This window comes from Lysinibacillus sp. NPDC056232 (assembly GCF_042267565.1).
Lineage (GTDB): Bacteria > Bacillota > Bacilli > Bacillales_A > Planococcaceae > Lysinibacillus.
Genome location: NZ_JBHJTF010000008.1, coordinates 1 through 17,379, shown reverse-complemented (window position 1 = coordinate 17,379; position 17,379 = coordinate 1). Strand labels below are relative to the sequence as shown.

Annotated in this window: 17 protein-coding genes; 11 read left to right on the top strand and 6 right to left on the bottom strand. The window is 36.4% G+C overall.

The genetic code is table 11. The features are described from left to right. Window positions 1-197 precede the first annotated feature (197 nt). The 4 genes from ACFCYJ_RS08385 (at window position 198) to ACFCYJ_RS08370 (ending at window position 3,059) form a co-directional block, all read left to right on the top strand. Window positions 198-347: a hypothetical protein gene (locus ACFCYJ_RS08385; protein WP_376073257.1), complete on the top strand. Its 150-nt coding sequence runs from the start codon at window positions 198-200 to the stop codon at window positions 345-347. Between the two features lie 244 nt (window positions 348-591). After that, window positions 592-1,422, top strand: coding sequence for an MBL fold metallo-hydrolase (locus tag ACFCYJ_RS08380; protein WP_376073254.1), 831 nt, complete (start codon window positions 592-594; stop codon window positions 1,420-1,422). Between the two features lie 112 nt (window positions 1,423-1,534). Further along, the gene (locus tag ACFCYJ_RS08375; RefSeq protein WP_376073251.1) at window positions 1,535-1,900 is read left to right on the top strand and encodes a hypothetical protein; all 366 of its coding nucleotides are present in this window, start codon (window positions 1,535-1,537) and stop codon (window positions 1,898-1,900) included. Continuing rightward, the gene (locus ACFCYJ_RS08370) at window positions 1,857-3,059 is read left to right on the top strand and encodes an NAD(P)-dependent malic enzyme (RefSeq protein ID WP_376073249.1); all 1,203 of its coding nucleotides are present in this window, start codon (window positions 1,857-1,859) and stop codon (window positions 3,057-3,059) included. The genes ACFCYJ_RS08375 and ACFCYJ_RS08370 overlap by 44 nt, the downstream gene beginning before the upstream one ends. Before the next feature lie 73 nt (window positions 3,060-3,132). Here the strand turns inward: ACFCYJ_RS08370 and ACFCYJ_RS08365 are convergent, their stop codons facing one another. The 3 genes from ACFCYJ_RS08365 to gdhA all read right to left on the bottom strand — a co-directional run bounded on the left by ACFCYJ_RS08365 (window position 3,133) and on the right by gdhA (window position 6,194). Further along, window positions 3,133-3,786 (bottom strand): YIP1 family protein, encoded by a 654-nt coding sequence (locus ACFCYJ_RS08365; protein ID WP_376073246.1) that lies wholly within the window; start codon window positions 3,784-3,786, stop codon window positions 3,133-3,135. A gap of 174 nt (window positions 3,787-3,960) precedes the next feature. After that, window positions 3,961-4,647, bottom strand: coding sequence for a phosphoribosylaminoimidazolesuccinocarboxamide synthase (locus tag ACFCYJ_RS08360; protein WP_376073243.1), 687 nt, complete (start codon window positions 4,645-4,647; stop codon window positions 3,961-3,963). A 173-nt stretch (window positions 4,648-4,820) separates the two neighbouring features. Continuing rightward, entirely contained in the window at window positions 4,821-6,194 is a 1,374-nt protein-coding gene (gene gdhA / locus ACFCYJ_RS08355; RefSeq protein ID WP_376073240.1) for an NADP-specific glutamate dehydrogenase, read from the bottom strand. Between the two features lie 187 nt (window positions 6,195-6,381). Between gdhA and ACFCYJ_RS08350 the strand changes: the two genes are divergently transcribed. Continuing rightward, on the top strand, window positions 6,382-6,843 hold the full coding sequence (locus ACFCYJ_RS08350) for a YaiI/YqxD family protein (protein ID WP_323646551.1): 462 nt from the start codon (window positions 6,382-6,384) through the stop codon (window positions 6,841-6,843). Between the two features lie 2 nt (window positions 6,844-6,845). Then, window positions 6,846-8,186 (top strand): D-serine ammonia-lyase, encoded by a 1,341-nt coding sequence (locus ACFCYJ_RS08345; protein ID WP_376073237.1) that lies wholly within the window; start codon window positions 6,846-6,848, stop codon window positions 8,184-8,186. Between the two features lie 350 nt (window positions 8,187-8,536). Here the strand turns inward: ACFCYJ_RS08345 and ACFCYJ_RS08340 are convergent, their stop codons facing one another. Together ACFCYJ_RS08340 and ACFCYJ_RS08335 are read right to left on the bottom strand one after the other, a co-directional pair. After that, on the bottom strand, window positions 8,537-8,728 hold the full coding sequence (locus tag ACFCYJ_RS08340) for a hypothetical protein (RefSeq protein WP_049666523.1): 192 nt from the start codon (window positions 8,726-8,728) through the stop codon (window positions 8,537-8,539). A 257-nt stretch (window positions 8,729-8,985) separates the two neighbouring features. Then, complete coding sequence (locus ACFCYJ_RS08335; RefSeq protein WP_376073234.1) at window positions 8,986-10,155, bottom strand: pyridoxal-phosphate-dependent aminotransferase family protein; 1,170 nt, start codon at window positions 10,153-10,155, stop codon at window positions 8,986-8,988. 234 nt (window positions 10,156-10,389) lie between these two features. Between ACFCYJ_RS08335 and ACFCYJ_RS08330 the strand changes: the two genes are divergently transcribed. Continuing rightward, a complete protein-coding gene (locus tag ACFCYJ_RS08330; RefSeq protein ID WP_376073231.1) occupies window positions 10,390-11,469 on the top strand; it encodes a DUF1835 domain-containing protein in 1,080 nt (359 codons plus the stop codon). A 59-nt stretch (window positions 11,470-11,528) separates the two neighbouring features. On the opposite strand, the gene ACFCYJ_RS08325 is transcribed toward ACFCYJ_RS08330, so the two are convergent. Then, complete coding sequence (locus tag ACFCYJ_RS08325) at window positions 11,529-12,014, bottom strand: hypothetical protein (RefSeq protein WP_376073228.1); 486 nt, start codon at window positions 12,012-12,014, stop codon at window positions 11,529-11,531. Window positions 12,015-12,577: 563 nt separating this feature from the next. On the opposite strand from ACFCYJ_RS08325, the gene ACFCYJ_RS08320 reads away from it, so the two are divergent. The 4 genes from ACFCYJ_RS08320 to ACFCYJ_RS08305 all read left to right on the top strand — a co-directional run bounded on the left by ACFCYJ_RS08320 (window position 12,578) and on the right by ACFCYJ_RS08305 (window position 16,845). Then, window positions 12,578-14,197, top strand: a complete 1,620-nt coding sequence (locus tag ACFCYJ_RS08320; RefSeq protein WP_376073225.1) for an amidohydrolase — start codon at window positions 12,578-12,580, stop codon at window positions 14,195-14,197. An 18-nt stretch (window positions 14,198-14,215) separates the two neighbouring features. Beyond that, window positions 14,216-15,067 (top strand): nitrilase-related carbon-nitrogen hydrolase, encoded by an 852-nt coding sequence (locus ACFCYJ_RS08315; protein WP_376073222.1) that lies wholly within the window; start codon window positions 14,216-14,218, stop codon window positions 15,065-15,067. 99 nt (window positions 15,068-15,166) lie between these two features. Further along, entirely contained in the window at window positions 15,167-15,364 is a 198-nt protein-coding gene (locus tag ACFCYJ_RS08310) for a DUF3311 domain-containing protein (protein ID WP_376073220.1), read from the top strand. Further along, the gene (locus tag ACFCYJ_RS08305; protein WP_376073218.1) at window positions 15,364-16,845 is read left to right on the top strand and encodes a sodium:solute symporter family protein; all 1,482 of its coding nucleotides are present in this window, start codon (window positions 15,364-15,366) and stop codon (window positions 16,843-16,845) included. The genes ACFCYJ_RS08310 and ACFCYJ_RS08305 overlap by 1 nt, the downstream gene beginning before the upstream one ends. The last annotated feature ends 534 nt before the right edge of the window (window positions 16,846-17,379 follow it).

Genomic DNA, 17,379 nt, shown 5'->3' with positions numbered 1-17,379 from the left:
AAAGAATGGTCAGGGCGACGGATAGAGCAGTCAAAGCGACGGAAAGAATCGTCAGAACGACGGAAGGTGGTTGAAGCGACGGAAAGAATCGTCAGAACGACGGAAGGTGGTTGAAGCGACGGAAAGTATGGTCAGAGCGACGGATAGAGCAGTCGAAGCGACGGAAAGAATAGTCAGAACGACGGAAGGTGGTTGAAGTGACGGATAGAGTGGCAGAAGCGACGGAAAGAATGGTCAGGGCGACGGAAAGAATAGTCGAAGCGACAGAAAGCAGAGCCAAGGTGACGGATAGAGAAGCCAAAGTCGTGGATAGCCCCACCAAAATCCGCCAGAGCGAAGAATTATGAAACAATATATGTGGATTGTGCTCTCTTTTACAACAAGCTGGACTTTTCTAATGAATATAGAATACGATGCAATGGTCTCTCTATTAATAGTAGGAGCTATTTTAATAGTAATCTTCAATTTACATTTATTTTCCATTTCATCATTTGACAAAGGATATTATATCAACGATCCGAGTTGTGATGTATCCACAAAATGACTGAATATTCATTTTATGATACACTCTTTTTACAAAGGGGGGAAAGTATGTTTAAACGAGAGAAAAGTATAGAAATTCAACAGAATCGTGATGTGCAATGCGCTCACGGGAAAGTGGCAGTTCAGGGTATTGGCATGAGTGTTTATAGCTTTTTTGTGGATGGGTTATTAATTGATACAGGTTCATACTCACTTTCGCAGGAGTTCCAATCCTTTTTTAACGAATTACCGATTGAACAATTGGCGCTCACTCATTCTCATGAGGATCATTCAGGAAATGCAGCATGGATTCAGCAGCATAAGGGTGTACCTATTTATGTTCATCGTGATTCGGTGAGCCTTTGTGCACAGGATGGAGAGTATCCTTTCTATCGCCAGGCATTATGGGGTGAGCGACCGGCGTTTATTGCTCAACCATTTGGCGATACATTGCAAACGAAATCAGCTACATGGGACATTATCGAAACACCAGGGCATACGACAGATCATGTATCATTTTATAATCGAGAAACAGGTGCTATGTTTACAGGTGATTTGTATATACAGACGAAAACTAAGGTTGTCCTTGATGAAGAAAATATCGTACATACCTTGGCGTCTTTGAAAAAAATAGTAAACTATGATTTCGAGGAAGTGTATTGCTGTCATGCAGGCTTAATTGCAGATGGTCGAGCGAAAATACAAGAAAAAATTGCTTATTTAGAAGAGATGGAGGGGAATATAAGGCAATTATTTGATAAAGGTTATTCAGCAGAAGAAATAACAAAATCAATCTTTTCTCGAGATTACCCGATTACAAAAGTATCAGGGGAACAGTGGTCCTCCAAGCATATTATCACTGCTTTTATAAACCAATTTACACAAGAGTCCTTGAAATAAGGGCTTTTTTTTGTTGATTAACGTAGCACTGCTAAGAAATCAAGGGAAGTAGAGAAAAAAGAATACTTTAGGTAATATAATAAAAAACTTTGTGAAAAAATGTGGAGAAAATGTGACGGATTCAGATGGAGTAATGGATGCGCTTACAATAGTTTGTGAAAAATTTCTCATTTACATAAGAAAAATACTATGTGAAAAGCTGAACAGGTTTAATGCCGGTAATTGTACATTTATTGAAAGACTAATAGATGTAAAAATTATATTAAAAAAATTGATTGTGAAGCTAATAACAAGAAGTAAAAGTGATGTATACGATAATAAACGGCGTTATTTCGAAGGGAAAATAAAATTGACAGAAAATTCGTTGACTTTACTTTCACAAAGTATTATGATTCTGGAATATATAATAATTCAAAAGAAAAGGATGGGATTGAATGGATATTATGAAAAAGGCTTTAGACATGCACGAGTATTATAGCGGGAAATTAGAGGTGATTTCTAAAGTACCTGTGCAAGATTCCTATGATTTAAGTCTTGCGTATTCGCCAGGGGTAGCTGCGCCTTGTATAGAGATTGAAAGAAATCCATCACTGGTTTACGACTATACAATGAAAGGGAATATGGTAGCGATTGTTTCAGATGGTACGGCGGTATTAGGGTTAGGGGATATTGGTCCGAAGGCAGCATTACCAGTAATGGAGGGGAAGGCTATTTTATTAAAGCGTTTTGCCAATGTTGATGCTTTTCCTATTTGCTTAGATACGAAGAGTACGGATGAAATCGTCAGCATTGTGAAGGCGCTTGCTCCCACTTTTGGTGCTGTAAATTTAGAAGATATTTCAGCGCCAAGATGCTTTGAAATTGAAGATCGTCTGCGCCAAGAATGTGATATTCCTGTGTTCCATGATGATCAGCATGGAACGGCGATTGTAGTAGGTGCAGGGATGATTAATGCCAATCGTATTGTGAAGAAAGACGTGGCAACAATGAAGGTCGTAATTAATGGTGCAGGAGCAGCCGGTATTGCTATTTTGCGTATTCTTGTGCAAATGGGCTATAAAAATATTTATATGTGCGATACAAAAGGCATCATTTATGAAGGGCGCGCTGAAGGTATGAATCCAATTAAAGAAACGGTGGCCCATTTAACAAATCCAGAAAAATTACATGGAACATTGGAGGATGCCATTAAAGGTGCTGACGTCTTTATCGGCGTATCGGTGGCCAATTTATTAACAGAAGCACATATTGCTTCAATGAATGAAGATCCAGTCGTGTTTGCACTAGCAAATCCAAATCCTGAAATTACGTATGAAAATGCCAAAGCATGGGGTGTACGTATTATGGGGACAGGGCGCTCCGATTATCCAAACCAAATTAACAATGTGCTTGCTTTCCCTGGTATTTTCCGTGGGGCATTGGATGTTCGAGCAACAGATATTAATGAGGCGATGAAGATAGCCGCAGTGGAAGCGATAGCCGCTCTTGTAAGTGATGAGGAATTAACCGAGGAATATATTGTGCCGAAATCATTAGATGAGCGGGTTGTTGAAATTGTTTCGCAAGCTGTAAGTGGTGCAGCTGTTGAGTCAGGCGTGTCGGAGCTATTCCAACAAAATACAGTGCTTTCAGTGTAACATTAATACTCTACTAAACTTATACAGGTGAACCTAAAAAATCTCCCACTCTCAATAGAGAGGGGAGATTTTTTTACATCATTCCGAAAAAAATGCCGAAAATCAAAAAGAGAACAATTATAAGAATAATGAATAGCACAATGAGAATAATGGTTGGAATTAAGAGTGTTAAGAAGGCCATCCAATTTGGTATTTGATGTGCTTCTGCAACAATTCCTACTGTAATAACGATGGACCAAATTACAACCACAATGGTTAATAAAATTGCTAGCCAAAAAAACCATGGGTAAGGTCCAGCAAAGTCAGGATTCATTAAAGACTCAGGTGATGTAAATAACCAAATTAAATAAAAAGGAATAAGTACTGTAAATGGGATAGCAGTTAAACTTAGCCCTTTGAATAAGTGTGAGTACGTACCTGTTCCTTTAAAAAGTTTACCGAACAGCCAAGCGATTAGTGCAGAAAAAGCCGTAGCAATTATCCCTGAAATCGGTGCTGCAATAACACAAAAAATCACGATAAACCAAGGAGACCAGTCTGACAAAAATGTACTATCGATAAGGTCTGAAAGTGTAACACCTAGATAACCAATTGACATGAGAAGAATCGCAAAACCTATTGATTTTTCTTCTATCATGTAACGGGTTGTTTGCTTTGGATGCAACCAAATAGACAAAAATGGATTAACCTTTGGCCTTTCCTGTGATGTTTCATTAAAGTTATCCATCAAATTACCTCCAAAATAATAGTATAAATTTATGCGTATAATTAGTATACGGAATGACCCAATGAAAAGTTTCAAAAGAAAAAATCATTTTATTAACAAAAAGAGCCGCAAGAAAGCGACTCTTTTGATTACTCGTATCTAGTCAGACATAGCATATTAATAGAAAGGATTTTTTTATTCAGCTAACATAATTTTTTCAAGCTCTAATGGTTCTATGTATTGTTCGCCTTTGTAAGCGCGCATATTACCACCTGAAATTTCATCTATTAATAAAATTTCATTGGTTTGAGCATCTCGGCCAAATTCTAATTTAATATCGTAAAGGGTTAACCCTTTTTTGGCAAGTTCTACAGCAACAAATTTAGCAATTTCAATTGTACGTTGTTTTAAAATTGCATATTCTTCGTGTGTTAACAGGTCTAACATTGCTAAAGCATCTTCAGAAATAGGAGGATCTAGTCGATCATCATCTTTGATGGTAACTTCTACGAAAGAATCTAAGTCTTGTCCTTCTTTCACGTAAGCACCATAGCGACGTAGGAAAGATCCTACTGCCTTGAAGCGGCAAATGACCTCTAAACCTTTACCGAAAACAGTTGCAGGTTTTACCGTCATTGTTGCATCGTTGAAGTTTGCATCAACATAGTGAGTAGGAACACCTTGTTCGTTTAGTTTTGAGTAGAAATAAGAAGTTAAGCGAAGACCAGCCAAACCAGCACCGTCGATTGTTAATCCAACAGTGTTAGCGCCTGGGTCGAATACACCGTTTTCACCAGTTACATCATCTTTAAATTTTAATAAGTAATGACCATCTTCTAACTTGAACACATTTTTCGTTTTACCTGTATACAATAATTCCACAAAAAACCCTCCAATATGTCGTAGTACTTCATTATTATAACACGAATGTTTTAATTGTTTAATAGTAAAATTGTTCGTTTTAATGTAATTTTTATGTGTGTTTTAACTCTTTTTTTATTAAAAAATAAGATGATAACGAATATTCGTTATCATCTTAGGATGAATTAAAGTTGTTAATATACGCCTTCAGCTAGCATACCATCAGCAACTTTTACGAAGCCAGCGATGTTCGCGCCAACTACAAGGTTCCCAGGGTAACCATATTTTTCAGCAGCCGCTTTACTAGCTGCGTAAATATTTTTCATAATTTCGTGTAATTTAGCATCTACTTTTTCAAATGACCAGAATACGCGACTAGAATCTTGCGCCATTTCAAGAGCAGATACAGCAACACCACCGGCATTAGCCGCTTTAGCAGGACCGAATAATACGCCCGCATTTAAGAATTCGTTAATTGCTTCAAGATCTGATGGCATGTTTGCGCCTTCACCAATAGCTTTTACGCCGTTTTCAATTAAAGTACGGGCTGAACCGCCATTAATTTCATTTTGAGTAGCACAAGGAAGCGCGATGTCACAAGGGATAGTCCAAATACCCGTGCAACCTTCTGTAAATGTAGCATTTGGACGATAGTTTAAGTAAGTGGAGATACGATCGCCTTTTACTTCTTTAATTTCTTTAATGGCATCAAGGTCTAAACCTTCTGGATCGTAAATATAGCCTGAAGAGTCTGAACAAGCAACAACTTTTGCACCATAGGCTTGTGCTTTTTCAATTGCATATGTTGAAACGTTACCAGAACCAGAAACTACAACTGTTTTACCCTCGAATGAATCGTTGGCATCTTTTAGCATTTCATTTACAAAATAAACAGTACCATAACCAGTTGCCTCTTTACGGGCTAAAGAACCACCATAGCCAGGAGTTTTACCAGTTAATACACCAGATTCGTTTGCTTTTGTTAAACGCTTATATTGGCCCCATAAATAGCCTACTTCACGAGCTCCAACACCGATATCACCTGCTGGAACATCGACATCTGGACCAATATGGCGGTATAATTCAGTCATGAATGCTTGACAGAAACGCATGATTTCTGAATCTGATTTACCTTTAGGATCGAAGTTTGAACCACCTTTACCACCACCGATTGGTTGGCCAGTTAAAGCATTTTTAAAGATTTGTTCAAAGCCTAAGAATTTGATAATTGATTCATTTACGGAAGGGTGGAAGCGAAGACCGCCTTTGTATGGCCCCATTACGTTGCTGTATTGCACACGGTAACCACGGTTTACTTGAACTTGATTGTTATCATCTTGCCAAGCTACACGGAAGGAAATGATACGATCTGGCTCAACGATACGAGATAAGATATTGGCTTTAATATATTCAGGGTGTTGTGCAAATACAGGCACTAATGAAATGAAAATTTCTTCAGCTGCTTGTAAGAACTCCGCTTGATAACTGTTTTGTTGTTTTAGTTGCTCGAATACACCATCAACGTATTCTTTTGCTAATTGTTCGTTGCTTACAGTTGTAGTTGTCATAGTAAAAAACCTCCAGATATTTGATATTTGTATCGTATATCTATTTTTCGCACTATTCAATAAAATACTTTTTTTAACAATCTTAAGTTTGTGAAAAATTTAACAAATGGAGTTGGGGATTTATTATATTGAAATAACAATTGCGTGATTGATCTATCTAATTATGAGAAAGGAATGATGCTTTATTGTGAAAGTTTTAATTGATGCTGATGCTTGTCCAGTCGTGGATTTAGCACTATCTATATCATCTGAGTTTGAGATTGAAACAATCTTATTTTGCGATACATCCCACCGTGTTGAACGTGATAATGTAATAACAATTATTGTTCCTAAAGGTCCAGATTCGGTTGATTTTACGCTAGTGAATGCGCTTTCAAAGCATGATATTGTCATTACACAGGATTACGGGTTAGCAGCTATGGTTTTGGCAAGAGGAGGTTATCCCATCGATCAAAATGGACGAGAGATGTCCAATGAAAACATCGAACGTTTGCTCGATATGCGCCATGTTGGACAAAAAATTAGGCGTGCTGGTGGACGTACGAGAGGACCAAAAAAACGAACACAAGAAAACAATATTTCGTTCGAATTGAAATTTCGACAAATTTGTGAACGAGCGATTTTAGCACAAAAAAATGGAGGAATCTAAAGGTGAAAGGTGAACTAAAACACGAACTATTTAATCGATTTCCGAGATTAGAAGAGCTAGCAAATCATGATACTGTGCTTTGGGAAAATACAAATCGAAAAAAAAGGGGTGAAACCAATCTTTTTTCAATGGAAGAGGTTGAGGAGGCAGAAGAAACACTAAAACGCTTTTCTTCCTATTTGACTTTAGCATTTCCTGAGCTTTTGGAAAGTAAAGGACTTATTGAATCATCTATACAAGATATATCTTTGATAAAGAAAGCTCTTGAAAAGGAATTTGATGTTTTAATACCAGGTCAATTGATCTTAAAATGCGATCATGCCTTGCCAATTTCAGGCTCTATTAAAGCTCGTGGCGGTATTTTTGAAGTACTAAGGCATGCAGAGCGGCTTGCGATCGCTAGTGGCAAACTAACAAAAGAGGACAATTATGCACGGTTGGCAACAGAGGATTTTCAATCATTCTTCCAACAATACACAATTGCCGTAGGTTCTACAGGTAATTTAGGATTAAGTATCGGCATTATGGGCAAAAAACTCGGCTTTAATGTCGTTGTACATATGTCGAGTGATGCAAAAGAGTGGAAAAAAGCCTTGCTGCGTGAAAAAGGTGCGACAGTTATTGAATATGAAGCTGATTATAGCGTTGCTGTAGAACAAGGGCGACGAGAAGCTGAACTAGACCCTATGTGCCATTTCATTGATGACGAGAATTCGAAGGACTTATTTGCTGGCTATGCAGTGGCGGCGAAGCGTTTAAAATCACAGTTTGAAAAGACGAATATTACTGTGGATGCAGCCCATCCATTGTTCGTGTATTTGCCGTGTGGTGTAGGTGGTGGACCAGGTGGCGTTGCATACGGTATACGTGAAATTTTTGGAGAACATGCCCATCTCTTCTTCGCTGAGCCCATAGCATCTCCTTGTATGACAATTGGCTTAATGACAGGTTTACATGACGCCATCAGTGTAGAGGACATTGGTCTTGATAATAAAACGGAAGCAGATGGCCTTGCTGTTGGGCGTGCGTCAAAGTTTGTAGGTAAAGTGATGGAAACATATATTAGTGGCTGTTACACAGTGAAAGATGAGGAATTATTTAAATCGCTTGCAATAGCTATGGAAGTTGAAGAATTATTTTTAGAGCCATCTGCAAATGCTGGGATGTTCGGACCAATTCAGTTAATGAAAAATGGACAAAGTTATTTAGAAAAGCATGATTTAATTGATAAGATGGAGCAAGCTACCCATCTTGTATGGGCAACAGGTGGAAGTATGGTGCCGGTGGAAATGCGTGAGGAATACATGGCAAAGGCAGTGCAAGTAGCAAGAATTAATGATTAAGGTAGTTAGTTAATGAGAAAACGCAAGAATGCTATCGGAATCAACAACATTCTTGCGTTTTTTACTTTTAAAAATTTGATCGCAAATTTATGCAAAACATCACATCGTGTTTTTATTTCAAATATCTATTCATTAGAAGCTGTATAGTATTTGGCTCTTACAAATGTTGTGAAAAAGGCTTGGGAAAGTAAAACGGCAATTGCCAATCAAGAAACCCAATCTATTCATCAGACAGAAACGCTCCTTTCGTGGATGGTTGTGTGAGAGCTTTCATTTTAACCAAAAGAGTGGATTCTGTCTTTTTATTTTGTTTAATGGTAATTATTAGATGTGTTTTTGCTCATTTAGCGTTATTTATATAAATAGTCCAACGCTTGATAATCTTGCTGATAGCGTCCACCGTCCGCTACTTCAGCGTGATATAGAGCTTTTAAAGCGTAATTTTTTTGCAAATCCATTTCGGACATTAACTCTTTTAGGCGATCATGTAATTCACGGTTTTCTTTCACAAGTTGCTGCATCTGTGGTTTAAAATATTTCATACTGTCTAACTCCTCAATTTATAACATGCTTATTAGTATAACACTTTTAGCTTTTGAAAATGCACTCAATTCATAATTCTGGCTGTAAAAGATTATTCAGTCAATCATGACGTGCCAGAAATTATGTGTAAAAGTAGGAACGGAAATCAATCACTTCGTTATGATGTCGGACAAATGCGAGAGAATTTCTCAACCTGTAAAAATAATAATCAAACCTCTAAATCATACAAAGATTTAGAGGTTTTTTCGTCAAAGCTTTATCGTTGCAATTGTTTTCGCTGAGCGGTTAAAAATACTTCTTGCGCTGCCCGCACACCTGCACCTGGTTCAAAGTCATATTCAAAGTCTTGAAGTGCGGCTTCCATTAACGAAATTGCCTGTAAAATATCGCTTGGGAAACAGTAGCCCATATGACCGAATCTAAAAATTTTACCCTGCAAATGACCGAGTCCTCCAGCGAAATCTAAATGATATTGCTGTTTTATATGTGACAAGAAGTCACTGAGTGCAATCCCTTTTGGTGCCATTATCGCTGTAATGGTCGGAGAAGCATGCTCATCAGTAGTGAGAAGTTCAATATTAAGGGCGTTCATGGCATGACGAACCATGTTTTTCATTAGTTCATGGCGGGCAATTGTATGTTCAATGCCCCCTTCTGCCTCTATGAGCTTACATACCTCATGGAGTCCATATATTAGTGTGACAGTAGGCGTATTTGGGGTCATCCCTTTTTCTGCCCAGCCACGATAGCTCAATAAGTTTAAATAATAGGATGGTGTTTTATTTTCCTCAATAACTTTCCAAGCTCTTTCGCTTACGCTAACTAAGGAAAGCCCTGGAGGTAGCATCATCGCTTTTTGAGATCCAGTAACAAGAATATCGATTCCCCAAGTATCCATTTCGGCAGGAGCGCCACCTATGCAACTAACACCATCGACAATACATAATGCATCCGTTTCCTCATGAACAACTTGTGCTAACTCAGCAATTGGGTTTAAGATCCCCGTCGAAGTTTCATTGTATGTGATAAATACAGCTTTAATATCTTTTAACGGTTGCAAGAATTCTCGTAGCTCCAAAGCAGTGCAAGCTTGTCCCCATTCTTTTTCAAGCTTATGTACATGAAAACCGTATTTCTCACAAATCGAAACGAAATAATCTCCAAACGCCCCAACAGTGATGACAACAACATTTTCACCAGCAGAAACAGTGTTAACCGCTGCAGATTCTAAAGCGGCCGTACCACCTGAAGGAAGGAGTAAAATATCCTGTTTTGTCCCGAAGACAGGTTTTACTAATTCAATTGTTTCACGGTAAAGCTCTACAAATTCATTGCTTCGATGACTAATAATATCGCGATTCATCGCAAGCTGAACCTTTTTAGGAATTGGTGTAGGTCCTGGATGTCTTAAAATATTTTCATACACAATCATCAAACCCCTTTGTATTAAAAATTAGAAATTCGAAATTTTCTAACTATAATATAGCATATTTTTTCTGTTATCTAACTTCTTTTTTTAAAATACGGTGGTAATTGATAAGGAAAATATCGTAAAAGGTATTTATAATTGAATAACAGGTATTTCGTATAAGCGGAAATTCAGTGAATAGTTCAGTATATCGTAATATAGTAATATTTATCAAAAAAGGGGCTGAATGTGATGAAATCGAAAGTAAACTATCCATTTATTTATTTTTTAATGGAGTCAAATACGGTTTTTGTCTATAAAATTAAAGCACATAATTATCTGAACCCATCGGATTTGATAGATTATAGTGAATGGGAGGCGTATGAATTACAGCATCAGGCTTTATTTGAAAAATTCAATCATGAAGAAAGTGAATCAATTGAGGGTTGGGGATTCTATTTAAAGTACGATGAAATAAGCAACTTGGTAGAAATTATAAATGACTGTATTCATAAACACCGTTCTGTCGACCAACGATTAATAACGCAGGCAGTTCATATTGTTAGCTCTGAATCTGCAGCCGGTTCAGTGAGGGTTGCGCTTGCACCACCTAAACATGTGATTGGATTCCCTGATTGTTTGTCAATTGGACCATTGTGGAAGTTAGAGGAGAAAAGAGGTCAAGCCTTCCGCAATGATTGGTTATTTGAAAATATTAACGATGGACAGGAAGATGTTTATCAAAATAAGTTTACAAATACTTTGCGTGAAATAGAAGGTATTTCAAATCATGTTCCTATCTATATTTGGTATGGTAATAATGCCGATGAACAATGTGGGCTGCGTTTTTTTCTCTATTTATTGCGAAATAAATCAAATGAGATTTTTCTTATTAAAACAACAGAACATAGTAAGACTAATTGTGCGACAAGTCAGCTAAATTCACAGCAATTAGCGCAGCTATTTGTGGACATAAAAGAAAAAAAGCCATTAACTATCCAAGACCATCTTATTTTCCAAAATGAATGGGAAACATTATCACAAACTAACGATGTTCTGCGCCTATGGATTAATAATGAAATAAAAGAGGTACCAGAAAAATATTTTGATTCACTTATTATAGTGACGATAGAAAGGCTACATAATGAACAAGCAACAAAAGATTTTATAAAGACGGGAACAGTGATTGCGGAACTCTTACCTTTAATGGACGAGCTTCCAAGTGTCTTCTTTTTAGAATGTAGAATAAGATTTTTAGTCTATAATGGGGTGCTTGCATTAAAAGGTATTCCTAAGTCCATGAGACACTATAGTGTGAAATTACGTGAATAAGTAAAAAAACCACTTTACCCTTTAAAAGGTGTAAAGTGGTTTCTATTTTGCATATATAATTATGCAACGAAAGGTTTATTCATCTTCATTAAGCCGTAGATAAAATAGAAAAGTCCGAATGTAATGAACGATAAAATAATATACAGTACTGCTCTCCCAGGCTCACCAGACCAACGATAAAAGAGGCGATATGTGAAATACAAAACATAAATACAAACACCTAATGATGAAAGTATACCGATAAATGGAATAAATGCAACCAGTAAAAATCCAGCATAAATTAGAACATTCTTTTTCGCTTCGGCACGAACTGTTACGTCATCATCACCCTTTGCAGTTAATAGGAAAAGGCTATAAACGTTTATAACAGGAATCCAAGCAACATAGGCAAGATCATCAAAGCCATTTGCTTTAGATGCCTGATAATAAATAAGTGAACTAATAATATAGCCTATAATACCTATTACAAGAAAAATCAACATAATGATGAGAAAAAAACCGGCGAAAAAGGCATCAGTATCACTATAATAATAAGAATCGTACATTGGAAAACCTCCTTTCAAAAAAATACTTCCTAATAATAACAATACTTAAGTGTTAAATCTATAGTGGGAAATATTAGGAATTTGATGATAATCGTACATATATACTATTTTAAGGTAAGGTGTATCTTATTTCCGTGATGAATTTTTGATAAAAGATTGATCAAATTGTAAAAATGAATTTGGAATTATTAGAAGCCTAGTGGTGAAGAATCATTTTATGCATATTTTTAAATCCATCGAAGAAGAAGAAAGTCTCTAATAATAGAATAGTTAGAGGTTGATTATTGATTATATCTATAGAAATGTTGAACTTCGGTAAGGAACAGCATAAATGTGTTTTTCTATGAAGGTGAAAAAGTGATTGAAAATATAGCTTAATCTTTTTTCAAATAGGGTTTTTATAGTTATTTAATAACAACCCTTTTAACCTTTTGTCTAAAAAAAAGTAAAATTACTTACTTTTTGTAAAAATATAAGACAATCTATTTTTAGTAAAATAAATGAATAGACGAACATAGTCTCTTTTTTCTGATTATTCAAAATATGCAACGAGGGGGATTTAGATGCAAGCGAACATTGCTTTTTTTAATGGGGAAGTAATTACTGTAGATGGACAAGATTCTATCCGAGAGGCTCTAGCGATTTCTGATAACAAAATAGTAGCAGTTGGTTCGAATGAGGAGATAAAAGAATTAATTGGTGACTCTACACAAGTAATTGACCTGGAAGGAAAGTCAATTCTACCAGGAATTATTGATGCTCACTTACATCTGGTCATGTATGGTACTTTTCAACTCAGTATCAGCTGTAAAGAGCCCGGGTTGGATTCCGTAGATGCAATTTTGACTGCTTTAAAAGATAAAGCTGCTACTACACCAAAGGGTCAGTGGATTCGTGCTTGGGGTTTCAATGAACAAACTGTTAAGGAAAAACGATATCCTACTCTTGAAGAATTGGACAATATTACGATAGACCACCCAATCGCCATTACCCGTACTTGCGGTCACATCGGAATTGTAAATTCAGTTGCTTTACGTCTATCAGAAATTGACGAAACAACACCTGATCCCCAAGGTGGTTTTATTGAAAGAGATGCAAAAGGTCAACTAACTGGACGATTGATTGAAAATGCTTATATGCAATTTAGTAGGTTTGCGACTTTTTCAAATGAAGAAGTTTATCAAGCTATTCAAATCGCGCAGCAACATTTCTTAAAAGTTGGCATTACAAGCGTTCATGAAGCTGGAACGTTTACAAAGGAAGATTACCGAATGTTACAATTAGCCTCCCAAAAAGGAGATTTGAAAATTCGTATCTATGCGATGATTGCTAGTATAAATGACTGTAAACAGTTCACATTAAATATGATGGAATCTGGGGTGTTAACTGGAACTGGAAATGAATTCTTTAAAGTGGGTCCTGCTAAATTGTTCACAGATGGTAGTAGTACAGGTCCGACTATTGCGACCCGTGAAGGTTATACAAGCAATCCCGACGACTATGGAATCTTATATTACTCCGAGGATGAAATATATGAAGTGCTTGGTAAAGCACATGAATTAGGCTATCAAATTACTGTACATGCACAAGGTGACCAAGCAATTGAAACGTATTTGAACGTTGTAGAACGCGCTTTAAAAGAAAATCCTCGTGAAAATCATCGACATCGCATTGAACATGCTGGAATTTCAAGCCCCGATTTACAGCAACGAATGAAAGAGTTAAAGATGATTCCAATACCTAATCCACCATTTCCGTATGAATTTGGTGAAAGTTATTTAACGAATTACGGTGAACGTACGGACTTTATGTACCCTGCGCGAGACTTTATTGACCAAGGAATTATTACTGCTGCTGGGTCAGACTCACCAGTTACAACCTACAATCCGTTTATTGGAATTCACGAAGCGGTCAATCGACTCACTGCCAATGGAATTTCATTTGGCGGAAAACAAAAATTAGATGTTCTTGAAGCCATTCGTCTATATACCTATAACGGTGCATATGCAAGTTTTGACGAGGATATAAAGGGTAGTTTAGAACCCGGTAAATTAGCAGATATGATTGTACTTGATCGAAGTATTTTGAAAGCCCTTCCACAAGAATTAAAAGATATTCAAGTCGAATTAACAATACTAGATGGCGATATTCTTTTCGAACGCTCTAAAACGAAAACATACTGATGAGGATGGGGGACTCTTATGACAATAAAAATTTCAAGCTGTCAATTTGAATTGCAAAAAGTTGATAATTTCTCTACCTTTAAAGACCGAATTTTACATGCATTCAATGATGTGCCACTTACAAGTGATTATGTGCTCTTACCAGAGTTATTTACGATGTCTTTACTAACAACTTATAACAATTACAATCAATTCACAGAAAAAGATAATGAGAAATTAGGTTCCTTTTTAGATGACTACCTTGAATTTTTTAATAATCTTTCAAAGAAAAGAAAACAGATTATTATTGCAGGTTCAACAATTGAGCCCGCCTATGAAGGAAATTATAATACGACCTATATCTTTGATGGAGAGGGCAATGTATTAAAACATAGGAAGACACATATTTTTCCTGCTGAATCTGGTTGGAACACTATTGAGGGAAATGAATTAGAAGTTTTCAAAATTGGACCAGTAACATTTGGTATTGCAATTTGCTATGAAATAGAGATTCCAGAAATTGCACATATATACAGTCGAAAAGGTGCCGATATTATCTTTTGCCCTTCCTATACGTTCTCTGAATATGGTTTCTGGAGAGTTCGTCATTGTGCTCATGCACGAAGTATTGAAAACCAACTCTATGTCGTTCATTGCCCTACGATTGGCGAAATCCAAGGACCCATTCAAAATGGACTTGGGACAACCGCTATTATTGGCCCTGCTGACTTACCTTGGACAAAAAATGGCGTAATTGCAGAAACCACAAGTAAATCAAGTACAGTTGTTACAGCTGAACTATCTCTTGAAGATCTTTACGAAAATCGTAAAAATGGGGCTGCAACAACTTATAAAGATCGTATCCGTAGAAAAGACATTTATACATTATGAATCCGTGTTTTGAATTCCAAATTTCCAGGCTTATTCTCGTTAAACTGAGGTTTATACTCTTTTTGTGTACGATAAAAAGGAAATTCAAAGGAGGCTTATATGAAAAACATTAAACTGTTATTGATGATACCGTTTATTGGAATGTGCGTATGTTTGCCCTTTGCAAATAAAATAGAGCCTTATATCTTTGGCTTACCGTTTCTCCTGTTCTGGATTATCCTCTGGATGATTTTATCGTCATTAGTGTTAGCGATTGTGTATAAATTGGATCCTGAAAATCAAGGAGGAGATGAATAATGAATATTGCTTTACTGATTATCTTTGCATTTGCATTGATTGCTCTTTTCCTTGGTATTCGAGCAACACATGGGAAAAAAATGAATGTCGATGAATTTGCTGTTGGTAATAAGGGTTTTGGTACATTATTCATTTTCCTACTAATTGCAGGAGAAGTTTATACTACTTTTACATTCCTCGGTGGTAGCGGTTGGGCTTATTCGAATGGAGCCGCTGCTTTTTATGTACCTGCATATATTTGTTTAGCATATGTTTTATCGTATTGGATTGCACCTAAGATTTGGAACTATTCTAAAGATCACCATATTATTTCTCAACCAGAATATTTTGCTTCCCACTATAAAAGTCCGATATTAGGATTAGTTGTATCATTTTTGGGTGCTATCGCATTGATTCCATATATAGTTATACAATTAAAAGGGTTAGGTATTATTGTTTCGGAGGCTTCCTATGGAGGGATTAGCCCAATCATGGCTAGTACTATTGGTGCCGTAATTATTACAATTTATGTTACCATTTCAGGTATCCATGGCTCTGCTTGGACAGCTGTATTGAAGGATATCATGATATTAGGAGTCATTGTATTTTTAGGGATTTATATTCCATACCATTATTTTGGAGGCGTACAACCTCTATTTGAAGCTGTAGAAAAAATAAAACCGGAAAGCTTAACTCTCGCTAGTTCTGGATTAAGTATTTCTTGGTTTGTCTCAACCATTATATTAAATGCGTTCGGATTCTATTTATTACCCAACTCCTTTTCCGTATTATTATCATCTAAGAGTGCAAAAGCGTTGAAGAAAAATGCCATTACCTTACCTTTATACACTCTATTACTCTTATTTGCATTTTTCATTGGTTTTGCAGCCATTGTAGAGATTCCAGGATTACAAGGGGCTGAAGGAGATTTATCTTTACTTCGATTAACGATTCAAACATTTGATCCTTGGATAGTAGGCGTTGTCGGTGCTGCTGGTTTATTAACTGCTTTAGTACCTGCATCTGTTATGTTAATGTCTGCTTCAATAGGATTAATGACTGGATTTTACAAGCTTGTGAAACCAAAGGCAACAGATCGCCAGCAGTTATTTGCTTCAAAAATGTTTGTGTTTGCTATAATATTGGTTGCATTCATCTTCACGATTACTGGAGGGGATGCACTAGCAATCTTAAACATTATGTCATACAGCTTAATAACACAACTTGTTCCGGCGCTCCTATTTAGTTTCTATAAAAATCGCATTCTTAACAAAATCGGTACAATGGCAGGAATTTTAATTGGTGTAGGAATCGTATTTTATGGTGCCATAACATCACATAAACTAATTGACTTTTTCCCGAACATCCCACACGTAATTAATGACATCAGTACAGGAATGATTGCTGTTATTATTAACTTTGCAGTAGCTATTGTAGTAAGCCTTGCAACCAATCATTTAGTTGCGAAAGAGAAGGTCGATATTGATACACTTGTAGCATAAAAATGACTTAAAATGCTTAGGCTAACTTCTTTTTCTCAAAAATAGTATAGTGATTGTGATTTTTGTAGAGCGAAAAATATTGGTATCTATGCATTTAGCTCGGGGTTTAAAGTGAGATCTTTTCCTAAGTCTGTGAGACACTATAGTGTAAAATTATTTGAATAACTAGAAAACCTCTTTAACCTTTAAAAGGTGTAAAGAGGTTTTTGTGCTTGCATATGTAATTATGCAACGAAAGGTTTATTCATTTTCATTAAGCCGTTGTAGATTTTAAAAAAAATCAGTGTTTGAACAAGACAGCTTTATCAAAAAACTATAGTGGCTGGATTTTTGGTAAAAAGTCAAAAAACAACATATTCAAACGATTCAGCAGAAATATGGAAAATAATCGTATGATAAAAGGAGTTAGTAGACATGCCAATATACAACAAATTAGTACCTGACTACTCCCACAGCTAAAGCAGTGGGGTTCTTATGTACTTAAGAGAAGCGTTACAAAGCTCTCCACAGATGGTGTTGCCATGTCCTGTGTAC

Bases quoted from the DNA above. Each gene is read 5' to 3' on its own strand.
- ACFCYJ_RS08305 (WP_376073218.1), top strand. From the start codon at position 15,364: ATGAATATTGCTTTACTGATTATCTTTGCATTTGCATTGATTGCTCTT.
- ACFCYJ_RS08315 (WP_376073222.1), top strand. From the start codon at position 14,216: ATGACAATAAAAATTTCAAGCTGTCAATTTGAATTGCAAAAAGTTGAT.
- ACFCYJ_RS08310 (WP_376073220.1), top strand. From the start codon at position 15,167: ATGAAAAACATTAAACTGTTATTGATGATACCGTTTATTGGAATGTGC.
- ACFCYJ_RS08340 (WP_049666523.1), bottom strand. From the start codon at position 8,728: ATGAAATATTTTAAACCACAGATGCAGCAACTTGTGAAAGAAAACCGT.
- ACFCYJ_RS08380 (WP_376073254.1), top strand. From the start codon at position 592: ATGTTTAAACGAGAGAAAAGTATAGAAATTCAACAGAATCGTGATGTG.
- ACFCYJ_RS08325 (WP_376073228.1), bottom strand. From the start codon at position 12,014: ATGTACGATTCTTATTATTATAGTGATACTGATGCCTTTTTCGCCGGT.
- gdhA (WP_376073240.1), bottom strand. From the start codon at position 6,194: ATGACAACTACAACTGTAAGCAACGAACAATTAGCAAAAGAATACGTT.
- ACFCYJ_RS08330 (WP_376073231.1), top strand. From the start codon at position 10,390: ATGAAATCGAAAGTAAACTATCCATTTATTTATTTTTTAATGGAGTCA.
- ACFCYJ_RS08365 (WP_376073246.1), bottom strand. From the start codon at position 3,786: ATGGATAACTTTAATGAAACATCACAGGAAAGGCCAAAGGTTAATCCA.
- ACFCYJ_RS08320 (WP_376073225.1), top strand. From the start codon at position 12,578: ATGCAAGCGAACATTGCTTTTTTTAATGGGGAAGTAATTACTGTAGAT.
- ACFCYJ_RS08370 (WP_376073249.1), top strand. From the start codon at position 1,857: ATGGATATTATGAAAAAGGCTTTAGACATGCACGAGTATTATAGCGGG.